We start from the raw sequence: 18,003 nt of genomic DNA on the forward strand, positions 1-18,003 counted from the left end.
AAGCACAGAGAAAATAGTAGGCCCGGTAAAAAAATGCCGGGCCTATTATTTTAAAACTTTTTTACGTTGGTGTTAACCTTTATGGTGTCAGCCTTTAAAGTATCAACTTTACACTGCAAGCCATTATCTGTCATAGTGAATTTGGCGTTAGGTGCATCGGGCATTTTATTTATGCTGGTGCAATCATAAATATTAACATGTGTATAGCGGTCTAACGAGCGGTCTATTACCAAAGTAGTGTTCAGTGGTACTTTTAAGGTAAGTTCAATATCTTCTGCATGCCAGGCACCGGCTTTAATTCGGTGTAGTTTGTAATCAAACATTAATACAGAATCTTTTTGGCTGAAATTATAACGGGTATTACGTGCGTTTAATAATGCCCTCTCATAATCAGCCCCTTTTGAACGGTAACGCTCTACCAACACAGGCTGGGCAACATCACTTTTCTCCACATTAATGTTAACATTGTTGGGTTCCTGCTCTTCGCCATCTTCATCGTCATTGGTAACAACCAGGCCGTGGAACCGGGATTGTATGTCGAGGCGGGCGCTGTCTTCGGCGGTAAAAAAACGGGTATTGTCTAATTTAAGATAATAGGTGTTGTTGGCTGTGGGCTTAATGTTAATGGTTTCGTCGAAACTGGCCGATGACCTAAAACCGGCAGCAACCTTTGTTGAAAAATAAACCAGGATACTGATAGCGCAGATCCAAACAATAATGAGCGTTGAACCTACAGAGCGGTTAATGGTGCGGCTATTGAAAACAAGTTTAGCCAATGCCAGTATTAATCCTAAAAGCGGAACAACGGCAACCACAAATGCCGAAATATAGATCCATGCATCATACCTGTAACCAATAATATTAAAAGGGAACATAAAATGCAGGTCCTGATGAAAGCCAATAATAGCAACCAGCATAATAACCAGGGCTATTGCCACGCCGAAAAAGCTGAGCATAAACATAATGCCTATTAGCTTAAGTATTATTTTGGCAGCCTGCTGAATAAAGGAACCTGTAAATGAAAAGAACTCACGTATAAAATCGCGGAAACGGTATATAAAGGGTTGGGCTTCTTGGTGCGCATCGGCAATGCGACCGCGTACCGTGTGAAGCTCGGCCTCAAAGTTTTTCTTAAAACCCTGTAAATCCAGCTTTTCGCCCTTCATGGCCATGCGGTCGGCACGGGTAACAGCCTTGGGCAGTACAATCCACAATACAACGTATAAGAACAGGCCGGTGCCTGCAAATGCTGTTGATAATGCAAAGGCTAGCCGTATCCAAACAGTTTGAGTATCAAAATAATTGGCAATGCCAGCGCATACGCCCGCTACCAGGTGGTCGTCTGCATCGCGAAATAACCTGCGTTTTTCTATGCGGCCCGGGTAAGCGTAACCTGCCGATGCATGCCCTTCGGTTGCAGCGCCTTCAAAATCTTCTACTGCGCCCATTTGTTCGATCACAAAATTTACATCCTGATCTATAATGGCCTGCCGGCCTTCGCGCTGTAGTATTTCTGTAAAAAGTTCGGCAATGCGGTTTTCAATATCTGTGGTTATCTCTAAACTGTCTTCAGAGTCAAAAAAGTGCCTTTTTATGCCGGTCATATATTGCTTAAGTATTTCATACGCATACTCTTCGATATGGAATACGGTGCCGTTTATATTGATGATGATTGTTTTGTTCATGATTGTGTGGTATTATAATAGTTTGTTATTGGTTACGCGCATCTATTGAGGTTTGCACGGCAAAGGCCAGTTCTTGCCAGGTTTTATCCAGTTGTGTTAAAACCACTTTTCCTTCTTCGGATAGCAAGTAATATTTACGGGGTGGCCCCGAGGTTGACTCTACCCAGGTGTAGGTAAGCAAGCCATTGTTTTTTAAGCGGGTAAGTAAGGGATATAATGTGCCTTCAACTACAAGCAACTGAGCTTTACGCAGTTCTGCAATAATATCTGATGCATATAGTTCTCCCTTAGCAATAATAGAAAGTATACAGTACTCCAGTATACCTTTCCGCATTTGGATTTGGGTGTTCTCGATTATCATAATACAAAGATATATGTTTAAGAATGTATTATGCAATACATAGTACTAAATATTTTAATTGCACCTTGTCGTATAAGTCATTTTTTTTAATAAATCGATATATTTGATTAAATTTTTTCAATTAATTGAACAATACGCGCTACTTTTAGAGTATTAACTATTAACTGATATTATTTATTGAAAAAATGAAAAAACTTTTACTTTTAAGTTTGAGCTTTCTGCTGATATCTGTAACACAGATATATGCGCAGAACCGTACCGTGACCGGTACGGTGACATCAAAAGATGATGGTTTGCCAATCCCAGGGGCAAGTGTGAAATTGCAAGGTGCAAAAACCGGCACGATTACCAGTAGTGATGGTAAGTACTCTTTACAAGCAAAACCAGGCGATGTATTGGTATTTAGTTTTATCGGCTACTCTACAACAAGTAAAACTATTGGTGCATCAGGCACAGTAAACGCTACTTTAACAGTTGATTCAAAACAATTGAGCGAAGTAGTGGTAACCTCGTTCGGTATCGAGCGTAGCAAAAAGAGCTTAGGTTACAGTACAACCAATATTAGTGCTACTAGTATGACAGCTACCCAAAACACCAACTTTACTAACTCTTTAGAAGCTAAAGTTCCGGGTGTACAGGTATCTGGTTCTGGTGGTGCATTCACCGGTTCAAGCATTCTGATTCGTGGTAATGTTACATTTACCGGTAACAACCAACCGCTGATTGTTGTTGATGGGTTGCCTATTGACAACGGTGGTGGTAACTCGCCATTGCAAAGCGGCCCTAGCGTATCAAACAGAGGTATCGATTTAAACCCTGAAGATATCGAAACAACCACCGTATTAAAAGGTGCTGCTGCAACGGTACTTTACGGTTCTCGTGCTGCTTCCGGTGCTATCTTAATTACTACCAAAAAAGGAACTAAAGGTGCAAAAGCACAGATCGAGTATTCAGGTTCTTATGGTATTGGAAACCCAGACCGTTTACCAAATTATCAAAACACTTATGGCCAGGGTAATAATGGTGTTTACAACAACACTCTTAATACTTCATGGGGGCCAGAAATGAAAGGCCAGTTGGTAACCAACTTTTTTGGTAACCAAGAGGCTTTAGTTGCCTATCCAAACAATGTTAAAGATTTCTTTGTAACTGCAAAAAACGTACAAAACAATATTAGCTTAAACGGTGGTAATGATAAAACTACTTACCGTGTATCGTACGGTAATGATTACAACACTTATGTGATTGATAACAACACATTACGCCGTAACAACATTACTGCTAACGTTAGAACTGAAATTACACCAAAGTTGCGTGTTGGAACTTCTTTTAGTTATATCAACAACATTTCGAGCAGAACCCAACAAGGTAACCAATTATCAAACCCATTATTCCGTGCCTGGTTTACACCAAGGAGTTATAACCTGCAAGGTTTACCTTATGAAAACGCTGACGGAACTCAAAACTATTATGGTACTACTGATAACCCTTACTGGACTATCAACCACAACAAATATCATGATGAAACCAACCGTATTTTAGGTAACGTTGATTTAACTTACGATATTTTAAGCTGGTTAAATGCAGATTTAAAAGTAGGTGAAGATTATTATGGTACCAACAACAACTCTATCGATGATATTGGTAATAAAGGTGGTGGTAACACTGGCGGTAGCTCTGTGGGTGTAGGTGGTGTTGGTTTTAACCAAAATACATACCGTAATACTGATGCTTACTTTACTTTAAATGGTACACGTAACTATGGTGATTTTAACTTTGCACTAACATTAGGTAGTGAAATGTTGGATAACTATCAAAACTATAACCAACAATATGGTTATACATTATCAGTACCTGGTTTTGATAACCTAAGCAATGCGTCTACGTATGTGCCAACCAATGCTTCTTACCACTACCGTATATTTGGTGTATTTGGTGACTTTGTAGTTGACTACAAAAAATGGTTAACCTTAAACGTTAAATCACGTAATGACTGGAACTCTACTTTAGCACCAGGTAAACAATCTATATTTTATCCTGCAGCTGCATTAAGTTTCCTGTTAACAGATGCAATTCCTTCATTGAAATCAAATACTGTTAACCAAATTAAATTACGTGCCAACTACGGTAGAGTAGGTAAAGGCCCAACAGATTTTCTTTATTCAACATCTAACAGAACTTACCTTGCTGCAGGTTCATCAGATGGTTTTGGTCCAACAATCAGCTTCCCTTTTAACGGAACTTCTGGCTTTGGTATCAACACTATAGCAGGCAACCCTAACTTAACGCCTGAGTTTACCACTGAGATTGAGTTTGGTGGTGAGTTCGGTTTCTTTAATAACCGTTTAACTATCGATGGTTCTTACTACACACGTAAAAGTAAAGACCTTATCTTACAAGTTCCTGTATCTAATGCATCTGGTTTAGGCGCATTTACGCAAAACGCAGGTAGTATAAAAACCAATGGTGTGGAGTTTGCTATTAATGGTACCCCGATTAAAAGCCGTGATTTCTCATGGAATATCGGAACCACTTTTACACACTTTGTATCAACAGTACAATCTTTAGCTCCGGGTGTAAGTAATATCTTCTTGGGTGGCTTTACAACGCCTAACATTCGGTTAGTAGCCGGTGACCAATACGGTCAGATTTACGGTAGTGCTTACCAACGTGATGCTAATGGTCAAATGATCATCGGTGCTAACGGCTTACCTAAAGTAACTACAGATGTGCAAAAAATTGGTAACCCTAACCCTAAATATATCTTAGGTATCAATAACACATTCGCTTACAAAGGTATTAACCTTTACTTCCTGTTTGATATTAAAAAAGGCGGCGATCTTTATTCAAGAAACTATGCCGACGTACAACGTAACGGTGTTGCAGCTGAAACGGCTACTTACCCACGTTTTAACGCAGATGGTTCTGTTAACAAACCATACATTTTCCAAGGTGTGTTAGCTAACGGCCAGGCCAATACTACTTATGTTTCTGCACAAAATTATTATGGTAACTCAGGTAAATATGTAGCAGCAGAAGGTTATATCTATGATACTTCATGGTTCCGGTTACGTGAGCTAAACCTTTCATACAGCTTACCTAAAGGCATGTTAGACCACTCTCCATTTGGCAGGGCTTCTATTGGTGTTTACGGTCGTAACCTGTTCCTGATCACTCCGCATTTCCGTCACTTCGATCCGGAGCAAAATGCATTGGGTATCAACAACGCACAAGGTTTAGAATTTAACTCATTGCCAAGTTTAAGAGAAATAGGCGTCAACTTACGTTTTACACTTTAATTCTCCCTTTAAAAAGATTAACATGAAAATATATAAATATTCAGCTCTTGTTATCGCTGCAACAGCCTTACTAGCAAGTAGCTCATGCAAAAAAGCATTAGATATAAACACCAGCCCAAACAGACCTGCCGACGTGCCAATTGCTACATTATATACAGGTGCTGCTGTTAACGTAGGTTTTACTGCCGGTAGCGATCTAAGCCGTTACAGTTCAATTATTATGCAGCAATTTGCCGGTGCAAGTTCTGGTGGTTTAACCCAAACTCAGCAATACGGTCAGTATTTGATCCAGCCCACAGATTTAAATAACCTTTGGTCGTCATTTTACTCGAATACTTTAGTAAACCTTGACCTGGTTGTTCAAAAAGCAGGTACAACCAGCCCGCACTACTCTGGTGTGGCCAAGTTGTTAGAAGCTTATACTTACAGTATAATGGTTGATACCTGGGGTGATATTCCTTACTCTGAAGCATTAAAGCTTACCGATAACTTACAGCCTCACTATGATAGTGGCCAGGCTATTTATGCATCATTGCTAACGCAAATTGATGCCGGCATTGCAGAAGTTAGTGCTACAACCTCAACTTCAAGCCCGGATGCAAGCTCTCCCATTTATCCGAATGATTTCTCGGCATGGGTTAGATTTGGTAACACTTTAAAGCTGCGCTTACTATTGCATGAAGCTAAAAAAATACCTGCTGCTGCAACGGCATTAACCGCTTTGTTAAACAGCAATGCTAAATTCCTTGCAAGTAATGCAGATAACTTTAATGGTAACTTTACCAGTACTGCAAACGCACAGAATCCAATTTATCAATTTGATCAACAACGTGCAGGTTATATTGTAGCTCACCAAACTATTTTAGGTTTGATGCAAAATGACCCTCGTTTACCTTTTTATTTTAATACCAATAGCAAGGGTGTATACGCCGGCGCTACTAGTCCGTCTGAATCAGGGGGTGATTATTCTACTTTAGGTACCTATTTAGAAGGCCAGGAAGGTGAAGCGCCTATTCGAATGCTTACTTTTGCAGAATATAACTTTATCCGTGCAGAAGCGGCCTCACAATACGGAGCCCCTGGCGATGCGCAAACGTTTTACCGGGCTGGTATTACCGCTTCATTGACTGACGCAGGTGTTGCTGCCGCTGATATTAGTACATATCTTGATACCCATGGTACCTTAGCGGGTACAGCAGCAGCAAAATTGCAGCAAATTATTACACAGAAATACATTGCCAATTTTGGTAACGTAAGTGAGCAATGGACCGACTGGAGAAGAACTGGTTATCCAGTACTTATACCTGCATCTGACGCAGTTACACCCAATATTCCACGTTCATTCTACTATCCTGAAACAGAGATTAGTTTGAACCCTAACGCCAAGCAAAAAGCAAATATGGATGTTAGAGTATTTTGGGATGCTCAATAAACGTTAAGCTTTTTAGAATATACGGAAGCCCCGGTGATTATCACCGGGGCTTTTTATTTTTTTTTATATTCATGTTTGATAAACTTGTTGATGCCGCAATACTCTGTTCCTTGATATATATCGTTGATTAATAATATTCGGATACAGGTTTAATAAAAGCATATAAAATCTATAGATTTTTATCGAAATGTAAATATTATGCTATTTTCTTGTCATTTTTTAATATAATGTAATTTTAAACTTGATTGAGTATTTTTTTATTGATTATTATAGCATTTTTTCATTTTTGTAAAAAATTATGCGGTTTATTTATTCGTTTTGTAAGTTATATTTAAAATTTGGGCATATTTTTGATTCCTAGTATTTAGATTTTGACTATTTAAGAATACAGATAGCATCTGTATTGCATTTTATTTTAAAAAATAGCGCTAATACAATCAAAATCTTAAATATCACTTAATATAATGTTATATTTTTTTTGTTAATTGCAATAATTAGTTAATTTTAACAACTTAATTAAACAAACTATTAACGCATGAAAGATTTTTTACCTCAATTTAGCTGGTATTTGATTGCTCCGGGATCAAATACTCCGCTTTATCACCAAGCTATTACTGGTAAGGTTGATAAACTGTTACTACCAGAATAAAAAAAGTATTAAAAGGCGCAACCCCCCCTTAAGCGCTTGTAGCATTGCTTTAAGAAAGTACGCTACGCAAGTCAAAAATCTACCATTTCTATTTTCTTTTTTTCTTAAATTTTTCTAATTATTCCTTATAAAGGGTCTGATAAAAAGTTGTTTTATTAGAATATTGTCATCCTGATTTCGAGACAAACGAATTTTTGGTTTCAAATTTTTAACATGACTTTTAAGTATGCATTGGTCTTTTGATATTGATACGAATTAGTCATTTTAATTGATTTAGTTTAAATATATAGTAAGATTTTTTTGTTTTTTGTAAAAAAAGTATAATTTTAACAACTTAACTAAACAAACTATTAACGCATGAAAAAAATTCTACTCAGTTTTTTATGGGTTTTGATCATCATAGGCTCAAACGCCTATGCCCAAACCCGAACAGTGACCGGTACAGTAACCGGTAAGGATGACGGCCTGCCGCTTCCCGGTGTAAGTGTTGTGGTAAAAGGATCTAAAACCGGCACTCAAACAGGTTCAGACGGTTCTTACACAATTAAAGTAGGTGCCGGCCAATCATTAGTATTTACCTTTATTGGTTTTACTGCACAAACTCATCTTCCATCTGGCGACAGGTTAAACATTAGCCTTGCTGGTTCTGCCAGTGAGTTAAACGAGGTTGTTGTAATTGGTTACGGTAGCCAGGTAAAACGTGATAACAATGGTAGCATTGCTTCTGTAAAAGGTTCAGACATTGCCAGCCAGCCTGTTCAAAACTTTCAACAGGCGCTTGGTGGCCGTGCTGCAGGTTTACAAACAACTGTTCCCGGTTCTACGCTTAATGCTAACCCTGTATTACGTATTCGTGGTATCAACTCTGTGGCATTAAGTTCACAGCCATTGTTTGTAATAGATGGTATCCCCGCATTTGAAGGTAGCCAAAATGGTGGTACTGCTGGTGGTGGTAGCCCGCTTGGTAACATAAACCCTGAAGATATCGAAAGCCTCGACGTTGCTAAAGATGCATCTGCAGGTGCTATTTATGGTAGCCGTGCTGCTAACGGTGTAATCTTTGTAACCACTAAAAAAGGTAAAAAAGGTAAAGCAGTAGTAAGTTTCGATAGCTGGACAGGTATAAACAAAGTATCTAACCTGCCGCATATGTTAAATGCCTCGCAGTATACGGCTATTAAAAATGAGGCTTTAGTAAATGCTGGTTTATATAATGCAAATACTACCTACTTTGCTACTCAAATTGGTGCAGATGGTAAACCGGTTGATACTAACTGGTTTGATTATATATACCAAACCGGTAAATCATACAACAGCAGCGTAAGTATTTCTGGCTCAACAGATGCAACAAGCTACTATTTGTCTGCAAACTGGAGCAAACAAAACGGCGTATTAGCTAAAAACTCTTTTAATAAGAAAGGCATCTTAGCAAACATTGACCACAAAGCCAACAAGTACATTACCATTGGTGGTAAAATCTCTTATACTAATTCACAAAATAATGCTGCTACGGGTTCTGGCTCTCAGGATGATGGTTTTAGCATTACCGGTTTAGGCCGTATTGGATTGGTATCGCCTCCAAATGTGTCTCCATACAATAATGATGGTAGCTACAACTTAAGCAGCAACACGCTGGGTATCCAGGCTAATAAAGGTGTATCTTTCTCTTATTACAACATTTTGCCAATATTAGATATGAACAGATCTAATAATGAGCTGAACCAGGTAAACTCAAATATCTATTTTCAAGTAAAACCATTATCATGGTTAACCTTAAAAACAACTTATGGTATTGATTACTTGTTTAGAAACACAGATATATTTCAAAATGCAATACAAGGTGATGGGGTTGCCACAACCGGTTCTGTTACAGATAGTTATGCTAATCAAAAAAGATGGGTTTGGGATAATACCTTGCAAATTGATAAATCATTTGGCAAGCACAGTATTAACGCCCTGTTTGGTAATGAGCAAGACCGCAGAACGGCTAGAGGTTTTGGTATAAACCGTACCATCCTTTCTGATGGTGGCTTTAACGTAATACAGGCTGGTTATGCAGCCAACAATGCTGCGAATAACTTATACCAGGATTTTTACCTGGTATCTTTCTTCGGTCGTTTAAACTATGACTTTGATAAGAAATACTATTTAAGCGCTACAGTACGTCGTGATGATTATTCTGTATTTGGAGCAAACAATAAAAAAGGTTATTTCCCTGGTGCATCTTTAGGTTACGAGATTACCCGCGAAAAATTCTGGACCGGCATAGGTGCTGATAAAATTTTCAGCAGCTTTAAACTACGTGGTAGCTATGGTAAGGTGGGTAATGCATCTAACTTTGGTGCTTATGACTCTTATGGTTTATATGCTAACGGCTTATATAATGGTTCTGCAACGTTGCAATTTAACCAAACTGGTAATGCCGACTTAAAATGGGAAAGCATTTTCAAAACAGATATCGGGTTTAACTTTGGTATCCTGGGAGATAAAATCACCGGTGAGGTTGCTTATTACAAGAATAGCATCCGTGACTTAATTTTCAATGTACCAACTATTCCTTCTGCAGGTTTGCCTTCACAGCCATTGGTGAATGTTGGTAAAATGTACAATAAGGGTATAGAGATCACTTTAAATGCGCGTGGTGTTAATACCAAAGACTTTAGCTGGTCGCCTTCATTTAACATCAGCTTTAACCAAAATAAGTTAACTTACATTGTGCCGGGTATTACTAAACTTACCAATGCAAGTTCTGGTACTGAGGTAACTAACATTAACGAGGTTGGCCACTCATTAGGTAGCTTATACATTGTGCGTACCGCAGGTGTTGATCCGGCTACTGGCCGTCGTGTTTTCTTAAACGCAGCAGGTCAAAAAGTTTTATATTACCCATCAGGTGGTATCCCTACAGGGCGCTCACAATGGGAGTATGCTGACGGTACTCGCGCACCTGCTATAACCCAGGCTGCAGATGCTGTTAACTATGCTAATACGGCACCTAAGGTTCTTGGTGGTTTCAGCAATTCATTCCGTTATAAAGGGATAGACCTCAACGTTTTATTTACTTATCAGTTAGGTTACTCTATTTATTATGGAACAAGATCTGGTTTACATGATCAACGTTTCTGGAACAACTCTACCGATATCTTAACCGGCCGCTGGACAACTCCTGGTCAGGCTAATGCAGATTTTGCAAAAGTTGTTTATGGAGATAACGTGTCAAACGGTTCATCTTTGCCTTTAGATATCAACGTATTTAGTGGCAACTTTCTAAAGTTAAAAAGCGCTAATTTAGGTTATACTTTACCGAAAGATCTGGTTAGCAAAATAGGCCTTACAAACCTGCACGTTTATATCAGTGCATATAACCTGTTTACTATTACTAAATATCCAGGTTCAGATCCGGAAGTTTCATCAAACAGTGGTAACGCTACTGGCAGTACAGGTGCAAGTGTTTCAACATCAAACAGTACACAAGGCGTTGACAGAAATCAGCCAGGTTTGACCAGGACATTTACTGCAGGTTTCAATGTTAAATTCTAATTAGCTATTAAAAATGAAAAAGAAATTATATATAATCATATTAGGTATCGTAGTAGGTACCAACTACTCGTGCCAAAAGAGCCTGCTGAGCCCTACAAGCCAAACACAGGTGTCAGATCAAAATGGCCAGCCTTTTGCTACAGCGGCACGTATTCAAAGCCAGGTATTAGCTTTATATGCCAACACACGTAATGGGCAATATTTAGGCGGCCGTTTCCAGGTTTATAATGATGTAAAAGCTGATAATTGGATCAATGACTCTGGTAACCAGATCACGGCTTCAAATACCTGGGCAGCAAACGTTAATACAACCAGCACAGAAGTTATCAACTTTTGGTCACAAGCTTATTATACAATCAATTTATGTAACTTGTTTATTGATGGTATGGCAAAAACAGGTAGCGCAATAGTAGGTACAGCAGTGTCTGCAAATTATGTTGGTGAGGCTAAATTTCTGCGTGCCCTTGCTTACTATAGCTTATTACAATTATACGCCCGCCCATATGCTGATGGCAATGGTGCTAAACCCGGTCTACCATTGCGTTTAGTTGGTTTGTCAACTTATTCAGATCAATCATTGGCCAAAAGCACAGTTGCCCAGGTTTATGCTCAAATCACTAAAGATTTAGATGATGCCGAGGCAGGTTTACCGCTTACTAATGGTACCGCGCTAAACAATACCATCAGAGCACACCGTAATACAGCTATTGCTTTCAAAACACGTGTATACCTTACCATGGGCCAATATGATAAAGTTATCACAGAGGCTAATAAAATTGTAAGTGCAACCGCACCTTTTACTGCAACTACAGGCGTTGCCAATGCATTGCAAGCTAACGTTCTTAATGTTTACAGAACGCCGTATACAACTACAGAATCAATATTTTCTGTACCGTTTGTAACAGCAACAGAACAAGTAGGTACTCAGAATGCATTGGGTTACTACTATTATGCTAACGGTAGTGTTGCCGGTAACGCCGAGTTTCACCTTAACCCTGCGGGCGTAATTGCTGATGCAACCTGGAAGGCTACAGATGCACGCAGAACTAATTTTATTGCTGCTTCAACAGTTACAGCAAATGTTGGTAAATTCTATTTAGCCAAATGGAATAACATTGGTACTTATCTTGACTATGCGCCGGTTATGCGTTATGCTGAAGTACTATTAAACCTTGCAGAAGCAAGAGCCCGCATCAGCGGTGTTGATGCACAAGCGATTGCTTTATTAAATGCAGTTCGCCAGCGCTCTGATGCTACCACAACATTTACTGCCGCAGGCTTTGCCAACGGAACGGCATTGGTAAATGCTATTTTGCAAGAACGTAATATCGAATTTTTAGGCGAAGGCTTACGTAACATCGATTACATGCGTACTTTAGGTACTATCCCGGCTAAATCTAATATTCAGGCAATTGCGCCAAGCAATCCTCAATATATCTGGCCTTTATCAAATGATGAATTATTATACAACACTTTAATAGGTGGTTCTAATAACTAATTGTTAGGTTACAATAAACATTAAGGCCCGGCAATTTGCCTGGCCTTAATGTTTTAATTTAAAGGGTAATTACTTTTTATCAACGCTGTAGCTACCCGGCCCAACAAATAATAACCCGGCAAACATCACAGCATCTTCAATAGCGTGTGCTGCCTCTCCTAAACCATCGTGCTTGCCCAGGTGCATAGCCACAGCTACCAGCATATTAAAAAGCAGTAGTAAGCATACCGGCCTGAAAGCCCAGCCGATAATAAGCAGGAACCCACCAAAGGTTTCAACTACTGCAGAGAGTAAGCCCCAAACCACGGGCCAAAAAGTAATGCCGATATATTTGGTACTACTGCCCAGGGCCCTCCAACCATCTACACCACCTGCCAGTTTAGGGAAACCGTGATAAATAAACATAATGCCCAAGCCAAGCCGTACTATCAATAGCCCGAAATTTTTATAATTGCCTAGTTTTCCTAAATACGCCATAATTGAATAAGGTTGTTTTTTTTAAATGAATTTAATGTCCGCTTGTTGCGGTTGTACTAACAGGTCTATGGTTCTGCCTAATATTAAGGCATTGTTGTTGGGCACATGCCCACCAGGGAAATCGAAACAAACCGGGTAATGGTAATCCTTTACTGCATTTAATACAATTTCACTAATAGTGAAGCCGAATGGGATATCATTATCCTTTATATCGCTAAAACCACCTATTATTAACCCGGCCAGGTTCTTCAATTTACCGGCACGTTTAAGGGTATGGAGCATTCGATCTATCGAATACAGGTACTCTCCTACGTCTTCTATAAACAGGATTTTGCCATCCCAATTGACATCTGAAACAGAGCCTAATACAGAAATAAGCATCATGAGGTTGCCTCCGGTTAGCTCGCCGGTGGCATGGCCTGTTACGTTATTGCTGGTTGTTGTAAAGCGATAGTTTATTTCTTCGCCAAAGAGCGCTTTTTTAAGCGATTGTAGTGATTGCGCTGAAGCATCCGGGATGTTAACCGGCATTTGGCCGTGGATGCTTTGCAGTCCCAGGTTGGCCTGTAGGTGTGCATGTATCACCGTAACATCGCTAAAGCCAATGATCCACTTAGGGTTTTGCTTAAGATTGTCGAAATTGATATCATCAATAATGCGGATGGTGCCATAACCGCCGCGTGCGGCAAAAATGGCTTTTACTTCTTTATCATCAACAAAACGCTTCATGTCGCGCGCCCGTAATTCATCGTTACCCGCAAATTGATGGTACGAGGCCGTTACGGTTTCGCCCAAAACAACCCTTAGCCCCCATGATTGTAGCAAGGCTACCGCATCATCCATAGGCTTGGGTAGCTTTTTGGCCGGGCAGGTAATGGCAACCAGGTCGCCTTTTTTAAGGTAAGGGGGCGTTATGCTCATATTTATAAATTATCTTTGCCAAATTATAACAAAGCACTGAAAACTTTGGAAACTCAAAAATATAAAAGATATACCATCACCGCGGCTTTGCCCTATGCTAACGGGCCAAAGCATATCGGTCACCTTGCAGGGGCTTATATTCCTGCCGATTTATACGCCCGTTACCTGCGCCTCAAAAAGCGAGACGTAGTTTTTGTTTGCGGATCTGACGAACACGGTACTGCCATTGCCAACCAGGCCATGAAAGAGCATACCACCCCGCAGGCTATTATAGATAAATACCATACGCTGATTAAGGACTGTTTTGAAAAGCTGAATATATCATTAGATATCTATCACCGTACCAGTTCACAATTACACCACGAAACAGCCCAGGAGTTTTTTACCGACCTGAACAGTAAAGGCGATTTTGTAGAGAAAGTATCCGAGCAATATTTTGACGAGGAAGCGAATACTTTCCTGGCCGACCGGTACATCATCGGCACCTGCCCTAACTGCGGTAATGACCATGCTTACGGCGACCAGTGCGAACGCTGCGGAACGTCATTAAGCCCCGAAGAATTGATTAACCCGCACTCGGCATTAAGTGGCGCCAAGCCGATCTTAAAACCAACCAAACACTGGTACCTGCCATTAAACGAGTATGAGCCATTTTTAAAAGAATGGATACTGGAAGGCCACGCTAAGGACTGGAAAACGAACGTTTACGGCCAGTGCAAAAGCTGGATAGATGGCGGCCTGCACCCACGCGCCGTAACCCGCGATTTGGACTGGGGTATTAAAGTACCCGTAGCCGGTGCCGATGGCAAAGTACTGTATGTTTGGTTTGATGCGCCTATCGGCTATATCTCGGCTACCAAACAATGGGCTATTGATAATAATAAAGACTGGGAACCATATTGGAAAGATAAAGACACCAAATTGGTTCACTTTATTGGTAAGGATAATATCGTGTTCCACTGTATCGTGTTCCCGGTGATGCTGAAGGCGCAGGGTACGTTTATATTGCCAGAGAATGTGCCGGCTAATGAGTTTATGAACCTGGAAGGCGATAAAATGTCGACCAGCCGTGGATGGAGCATCGAGATGCACGAGTATCTGAATGATTTCCCCGACAAGATAGATGAGCTGCGTTACTACCTGACCGCCATTGCACCAGAAACCAGCGACAGCGAGTTCACCTGGAAAGATTACCAGGCCCGTGTAAATAACGAACTGGTAGCCATACTCGGTAACTTTATTAACCGCGTAATGGTGCTGATGCACAAGTTTTTTGACGGCAAAGTTAACAGCCCATCCGGCGATCTGACTTTTACTGACGAAAGCTTAAACACCGCCGTTAGCCAGATTTATGACGAATTGGAAGTAAGCTTCGAGACCTATAAATTCCGCCAGGCACAGCAAAATGTAATGGAGCTGGCCCGTTTGGGTAACCGTTACCTTACCGAGCAAGAACCCTGGAAAACCTTTAAGAACGACCCGGAAGAAGCGCGTAAAGCATTGCATAATTGCCTGGTGTTGATCGGCCATTTGGCTACTTGCTTACAGCCATTCTTACCGACAACATCTGCCAAGATCTTTGATATGATTAACTGGCCGGCTGGCACAGTTACCTTTGATCAGGAAATTAAGTTTGCAGACGGACACCAACTAAACCCGGCTTCGCTACTATTTGCGAAGATTGAGGATGATGTGATCCAAACACAGATTGATAAACTGAAAGCCAAAGCAGATTCTTTAGCTGCTCCGGAGGTTGCCGAAGAAGTTGTTGAAACAGCGCTTACACCAGCGAAAGAAAACATCAACTACGATCAGTTTGCGGCGATGGATATTCGCGTGGGTACTATTGTTGCCGCCGAAAAAGTTGCCAAAACCAAGAAACTTTTAAAACTGACCATTGATACCGGGATTGATACCCGAACCGTAGTATCGGGCATTGCCGAGCATTTTGAGGCTGAAGCCATCATCGGTAAACAGGTAAGCATCCTAGTAAACCTGGAACCTCGCGAACTGAAAGGCATCCTCTCGCAAGGGATGATCCTGATGGCCGAAAACGCCGAAGGCAAGCTCGAATTTGTTGCCCCTGCCAGCACCATGCCGCCGGGTTCTGGCATAAAATAAATTAGATGTGCAAATGTGCAGATATGAAGATGTGCAGATGGTCTAATAATCGGCCTGTACATTTTTAAAATTTGCACACCTGCACATTCGCATATCTGCACATTAAATAATAGATTTGCAAATCAACAACGGTCCCGTAGTTCAACGGATAGAATAGGAGTTTCCTAAACTCTAGATATGAGTTCGATTCTCGTCGGGACCACTAAAAACGTCATTCTTCAGTGCAAGAACGGCGTTTTTTGCGTTATGGGGCGAACAATAGGTAAAGTTTGTTTGATAGGTAAAGTAGTTGATATGAGTCAAATTGATTTCAAATGGTGTAATTGTCTCAAATGCTTTCTTTAATAGACAATTTTCAAGCTTTATAAAGATGGTAAATTGGGTTACAAAATGGGTAAAATATCTATGAGTTTCTGGTAAAGTCTTTTGATTCAAATTGAGCTGAGATGAGTTGAAAACGCTGTAAAATGCCTACATTCTTATTCCCGTCGGGACCGCCATTTGAAAGTTGTCAACATTGTTGGCAACTTTTCTTATAAAATTAAACTCCAACCACAATTCTTACCAACTTGCAAATAACAATTTTACCTTTGCCAAAACTTTAGTATGATAGAATTAACTCCCTGCCCCTTGTGCAAATCAACTTTTACCTATGAAATGGAAGGCCTGCTTGCCTGTCCCGAATGCGGGCATGAGTGGAGCCCGGAAGAAGATAGTACCGAGGATCAGCCGTTTATTGTGAAGGATAGTAATGGCAACACTTTGCAAAATGGAGATACAGTGATAACTATCAAAAATCTGCCGGTTAAAGGTTCACCCCAGGGCATAAAGGCCGGAACCAAAGTCAAAAACATTCGTTTGGTAGACAGTGATCATAATATTGACTGTAAGATTGATGGGTTCGGCGCAATGGCGCTTAAATCTGAGTTTGTAAAAAAGGCTTAAGGTAAATTTTGCAACCCCCTCGCTCCCGCAAGCGTCCCGCTTGTGGTATAGTGAGTGCCGCGCATGCCAAATAAGAAACATTCCATATTCCAATCCCTTTCCCCTAAATTGCACTATGTATCTGTATAAAGAAGAGATCGTTATACCGCAATATCCATTTGAGCCGGATGCAGCAACGGGCAACCCGCTGTTTCGCATTAACCGGAACGATTGTGTGGTGAATTATAAGCGGTCGGATTTTTTGGTGCCGCACCGTAAGGATTATTACTTTATGGCCTTTGTTAAAATGGGTAGCAGCCGCCATTGGATAGATATGACGCCCTATGATTTAAAGCCCGATAAGTTTTATTTTACCACCCCGCACCAGGTACATTTAAAGGAAGATGCCGAACCATTTACGGGTATTGCCCTTAGTTTTCATAAAGAGTTTTTGCTGACTGCCGATAATGCTTCGCTTAAAGAGTTACCCATTATCCAAAACCCTCAAAACGGGCACGAACTTTCCTTAACCAAGGGTGATCTCAAATTTATAGAAGATATTCTGGATAAGATACTTGCAGAAACAGAAACTAAAGAAACCTGGCAAAATACAATGCTTTCGGCCTACATGAGAATTTATTGGTGTATCTGAGCCGCTTATACCAGGAGCAATTAAAGGAACAGGAAGCGGGCCCCGATAGGGTATTACTCAAAAAGTTTCTGGCGAAAGTGGATGAAACCTATACCGAATTGCACGAAGTAGCTGCCTATGCTGATATGCTGAATATTTCTGCCGGGCATTTAAGCGAATTGGTAAAAGCGCAAAGCGGTAAACCGGCCATAGCGCACATCCATGAGCGGTTGATCCTGGAGGCCAAACGTTTGCTTTTTCATACCGATTATGCCATAAAGGAGATCGCCTTTCAGCTGGGTTTCGAGGATGCTTCTTACTTCAACAGGTTCTTTAAACGCCTTACTGCGTATACCCCTGCTTACTATCGTAGCAACTTCCGCGAAATGTACCATTAAAACCGTTGGGTGTGCTGTTGTGTTGCTAATGCTGAACCTAACTTTGTTGCTGTAAATAAAAATAAGA

The 18,003-nt window shown here is 40.5% G+C and carries 12 protein-coding genes and 1 tRNA gene; 9 read left to right on the forward strand and 4 right to left on the reverse strand.

What is annotated here, in order from left to right; genetic code table 11:
* Positions 1 to 50: 50 nt before the first annotated feature.
* Positions 51 to 1,685, reverse strand: a complete 1,635-nt coding sequence (locus RG47T_RS22370) for a PspC domain-containing protein (protein ID WP_074491931.1) — start codon at positions 1,683 to 1,685, stop codon at positions 51 to 53.
* Positions 1,686 to 1,710: 25 nt separating this feature from the next.
* Positions 1,711 to 2,046: a PadR family transcriptional regulator gene (locus RG47T_RS22375; RefSeq protein ID WP_074491933.1), complete on the reverse strand. Its 336-nt coding sequence runs from the start codon at positions 2,044 to 2,046 to the stop codon at positions 1,711 to 1,713.
* Positions 2,047 to 2,231: 185 nt separating this feature from the next.
* Between RG47T_RS22375 and RG47T_RS22380 the strand changes: the two genes are divergently transcribed.
* The 4 genes from RG47T_RS22380 (at position 2,232) to RG47T_RS22395 (ending at position 12,464) form a co-directional block, all read left to right on the forward strand.
* Positions 2,232 to 5,345: a SusC/RagA family TonB-linked outer membrane protein gene (locus RG47T_RS22380; RefSeq protein ID WP_074491935.1), complete on the forward strand. Its 3,114-nt coding sequence runs from the start codon at positions 2,232 to 2,234 to the stop codon at positions 5,343 to 5,345.
* Between the two features lie 22 nt (positions 5,346 to 5,367).
* Positions 5,368 to 6,777, forward strand: coding sequence for a SusD/RagB family nutrient-binding outer membrane lipoprotein (locus RG47T_RS22385; protein WP_074491938.1), 1,410 nt, complete (start codon positions 5,368 to 5,370; stop codon positions 6,775 to 6,777).
* Positions 6,778 to 7,783: 1,006 nt separating this feature from the next.
* On the forward strand, positions 7,784 to 10,966 hold the full coding sequence (locus tag RG47T_RS22390) for a SusC/RagA family TonB-linked outer membrane protein (RefSeq protein ID WP_074491940.1): 3,183 nt from the start codon (positions 7,784 to 7,786) through the stop codon (positions 10,964 to 10,966).
* A gap of 13 nt (positions 10,967 to 10,979) precedes the next feature.
* Complete coding sequence (locus RG47T_RS22395) at positions 10,980 to 12,464, forward strand: RagB/SusD family nutrient uptake outer membrane protein (RefSeq protein ID WP_074491943.1); 1,485 nt, start codon at positions 10,980 to 10,982, stop codon at positions 12,462 to 12,464.
* 69 nt (positions 12,465 to 12,533) lie between these two features.
* On the opposite strand, the gene RG47T_RS22400 is transcribed toward RG47T_RS22395, so the two are convergent.
* Both RG47T_RS22400 and RG47T_RS22405 read right to left on the reverse strand, forming a co-directional pair.
* The gene (locus tag RG47T_RS22400) at positions 12,534 to 12,941 is read right to left on the reverse strand and encodes a DoxX family protein (RefSeq protein ID WP_074491945.1); all 408 of its coding nucleotides are present in this window, start codon (positions 12,939 to 12,941) and stop codon (positions 12,534 to 12,536) included.
* A gap of 21 nt (positions 12,942 to 12,962) precedes the next feature.
* A complete protein-coding gene (locus RG47T_RS22405; protein WP_074491947.1) occupies positions 12,963 to 13,862 on the reverse strand; it encodes a S66 peptidase family protein in 900 nt (299 codons plus the stop codon).
* Positions 13,863 to 13,907: 45 nt separating this feature from the next.
* Here RG47T_RS22405 and metG point away from each other — a divergent pair, with 45 nt between their 5' ends.
* The 5 genes from metG to RG47T_RS26505 all read left to right on the forward strand — a co-directional run bounded on the left by metG (position 13,908) and on the right by RG47T_RS26505 (position 17,936).
* On the forward strand, positions 13,908 to 15,983 hold the full coding sequence (gene metG / locus RG47T_RS22410; protein ID WP_074493670.1) for a methionine--tRNA ligase: 2,076 nt from the start codon (positions 13,908 to 13,910) through the stop codon (positions 15,981 to 15,983).
* Between the two features lie 130 nt (positions 15,984 to 16,113).
* Positions 16,114 to 16,185: transfer RNA gene (locus tag RG47T_RS22415), tRNA-Arg, on the forward strand.
* A 404-nt stretch (positions 16,186 to 16,589) separates the two neighbouring features.
* Entirely contained in the window at positions 16,590 to 16,928 is a 339-nt protein-coding gene (locus tag RG47T_RS22420) for a zinc ribbon domain-containing protein YjdM (RefSeq protein ID WP_139235694.1), read from the forward strand.
* Between the two features lie 115 nt (positions 16,929 to 17,043).
* Positions 17,044 to 17,559 carry an AraC family ligand binding domain-containing protein gene (locus RG47T_RS26500; RefSeq protein ID WP_216351093.1) on the forward strand — a complete coding sequence of 172 codons (516 nt, stop codon included), beginning with the start codon at positions 17,044 to 17,046 and terminating at the stop codon, positions 17,557 to 17,559.
* Positions 17,550 to 17,936, forward strand: a complete 387-nt coding sequence (locus RG47T_RS26505) for a helix-turn-helix domain-containing protein (RefSeq protein ID WP_216351094.1) — start codon at positions 17,550 to 17,552, stop codon at positions 17,934 to 17,936. The genes RG47T_RS26500 and RG47T_RS26505 overlap by 10 nt, the downstream gene beginning before the upstream one ends.
* Positions 17,937 to 18,003: the final 67 nt, after the last annotated feature.

Source organism: Mucilaginibacter polytrichastri (genome assembly GCF_001911425.1).
GTDB lineage: Bacteria > Bacteroidota > Bacteroidia > Sphingobacteriales > Sphingobacteriaceae > Mucilaginibacter > Mucilaginibacter polytrichastri.

Bases quoted from the DNA above. Each gene is read 5' to 3' on its own strand.
- RG47T_RS22370 (WP_074491931.1), bottom strand. From the start codon at position 1,685: ATGAACAAAACAATCATCATCAATATAAACGGCACCGTATTCCATATC.
- RG47T_RS22375 (WP_074491933.1), bottom strand. From the start codon at position 2,046: ATGATAATCGAGAACACCCAAATCCAAATGCGGAAAGGTATACTGGAG.
- RG47T_RS22380 (WP_074491935.1), top strand. From the start codon at position 2,232: ATGAAAAAACTTTTACTTTTAAGTTTGAGCTTTCTGCTGATATCTGTA.
- RG47T_RS22385 (WP_074491938.1), top strand. From the start codon at position 5,368: ATGAAAATATATAAATATTCAGCTCTTGTTATCGCTGCAACAGCCTTA.
- RG47T_RS22390 (WP_074491940.1), top strand. From the start codon at position 7,784: ATGAAAAAAATTCTACTCAGTTTTTTATGGGTTTTGATCATCATAGGC.
- RG47T_RS22395 (WP_074491943.1), top strand. From the start codon at position 10,980: ATGAAAAAGAAATTATATATAATCATATTAGGTATCGTAGTAGGTACC.
- RG47T_RS22400 (WP_074491945.1), bottom strand. From the start codon at position 12,941: ATGGCGTATTTAGGAAAACTAGGCAATTATAAAAATTTCGGGCTATTG.
- RG47T_RS22405 (WP_074491947.1), bottom strand. From the start codon at position 13,862: ATGAGCATAACGCCCCCTTACCTTAAAAAAGGCGACCTGGTTGCCATT.
- RG47T_RS22420 (WP_139235694.1), top strand. From the start codon at position 16,590: ATGATAGAATTAACTCCCTGCCCCTTGTGCAAATCAACTTTTACCTAT.
- RG47T_RS26500 (WP_216351093.1), top strand. From the start codon at position 17,044: ATGTATCTGTATAAAGAAGAGATCGTTATACCGCAATATCCATTTGAG.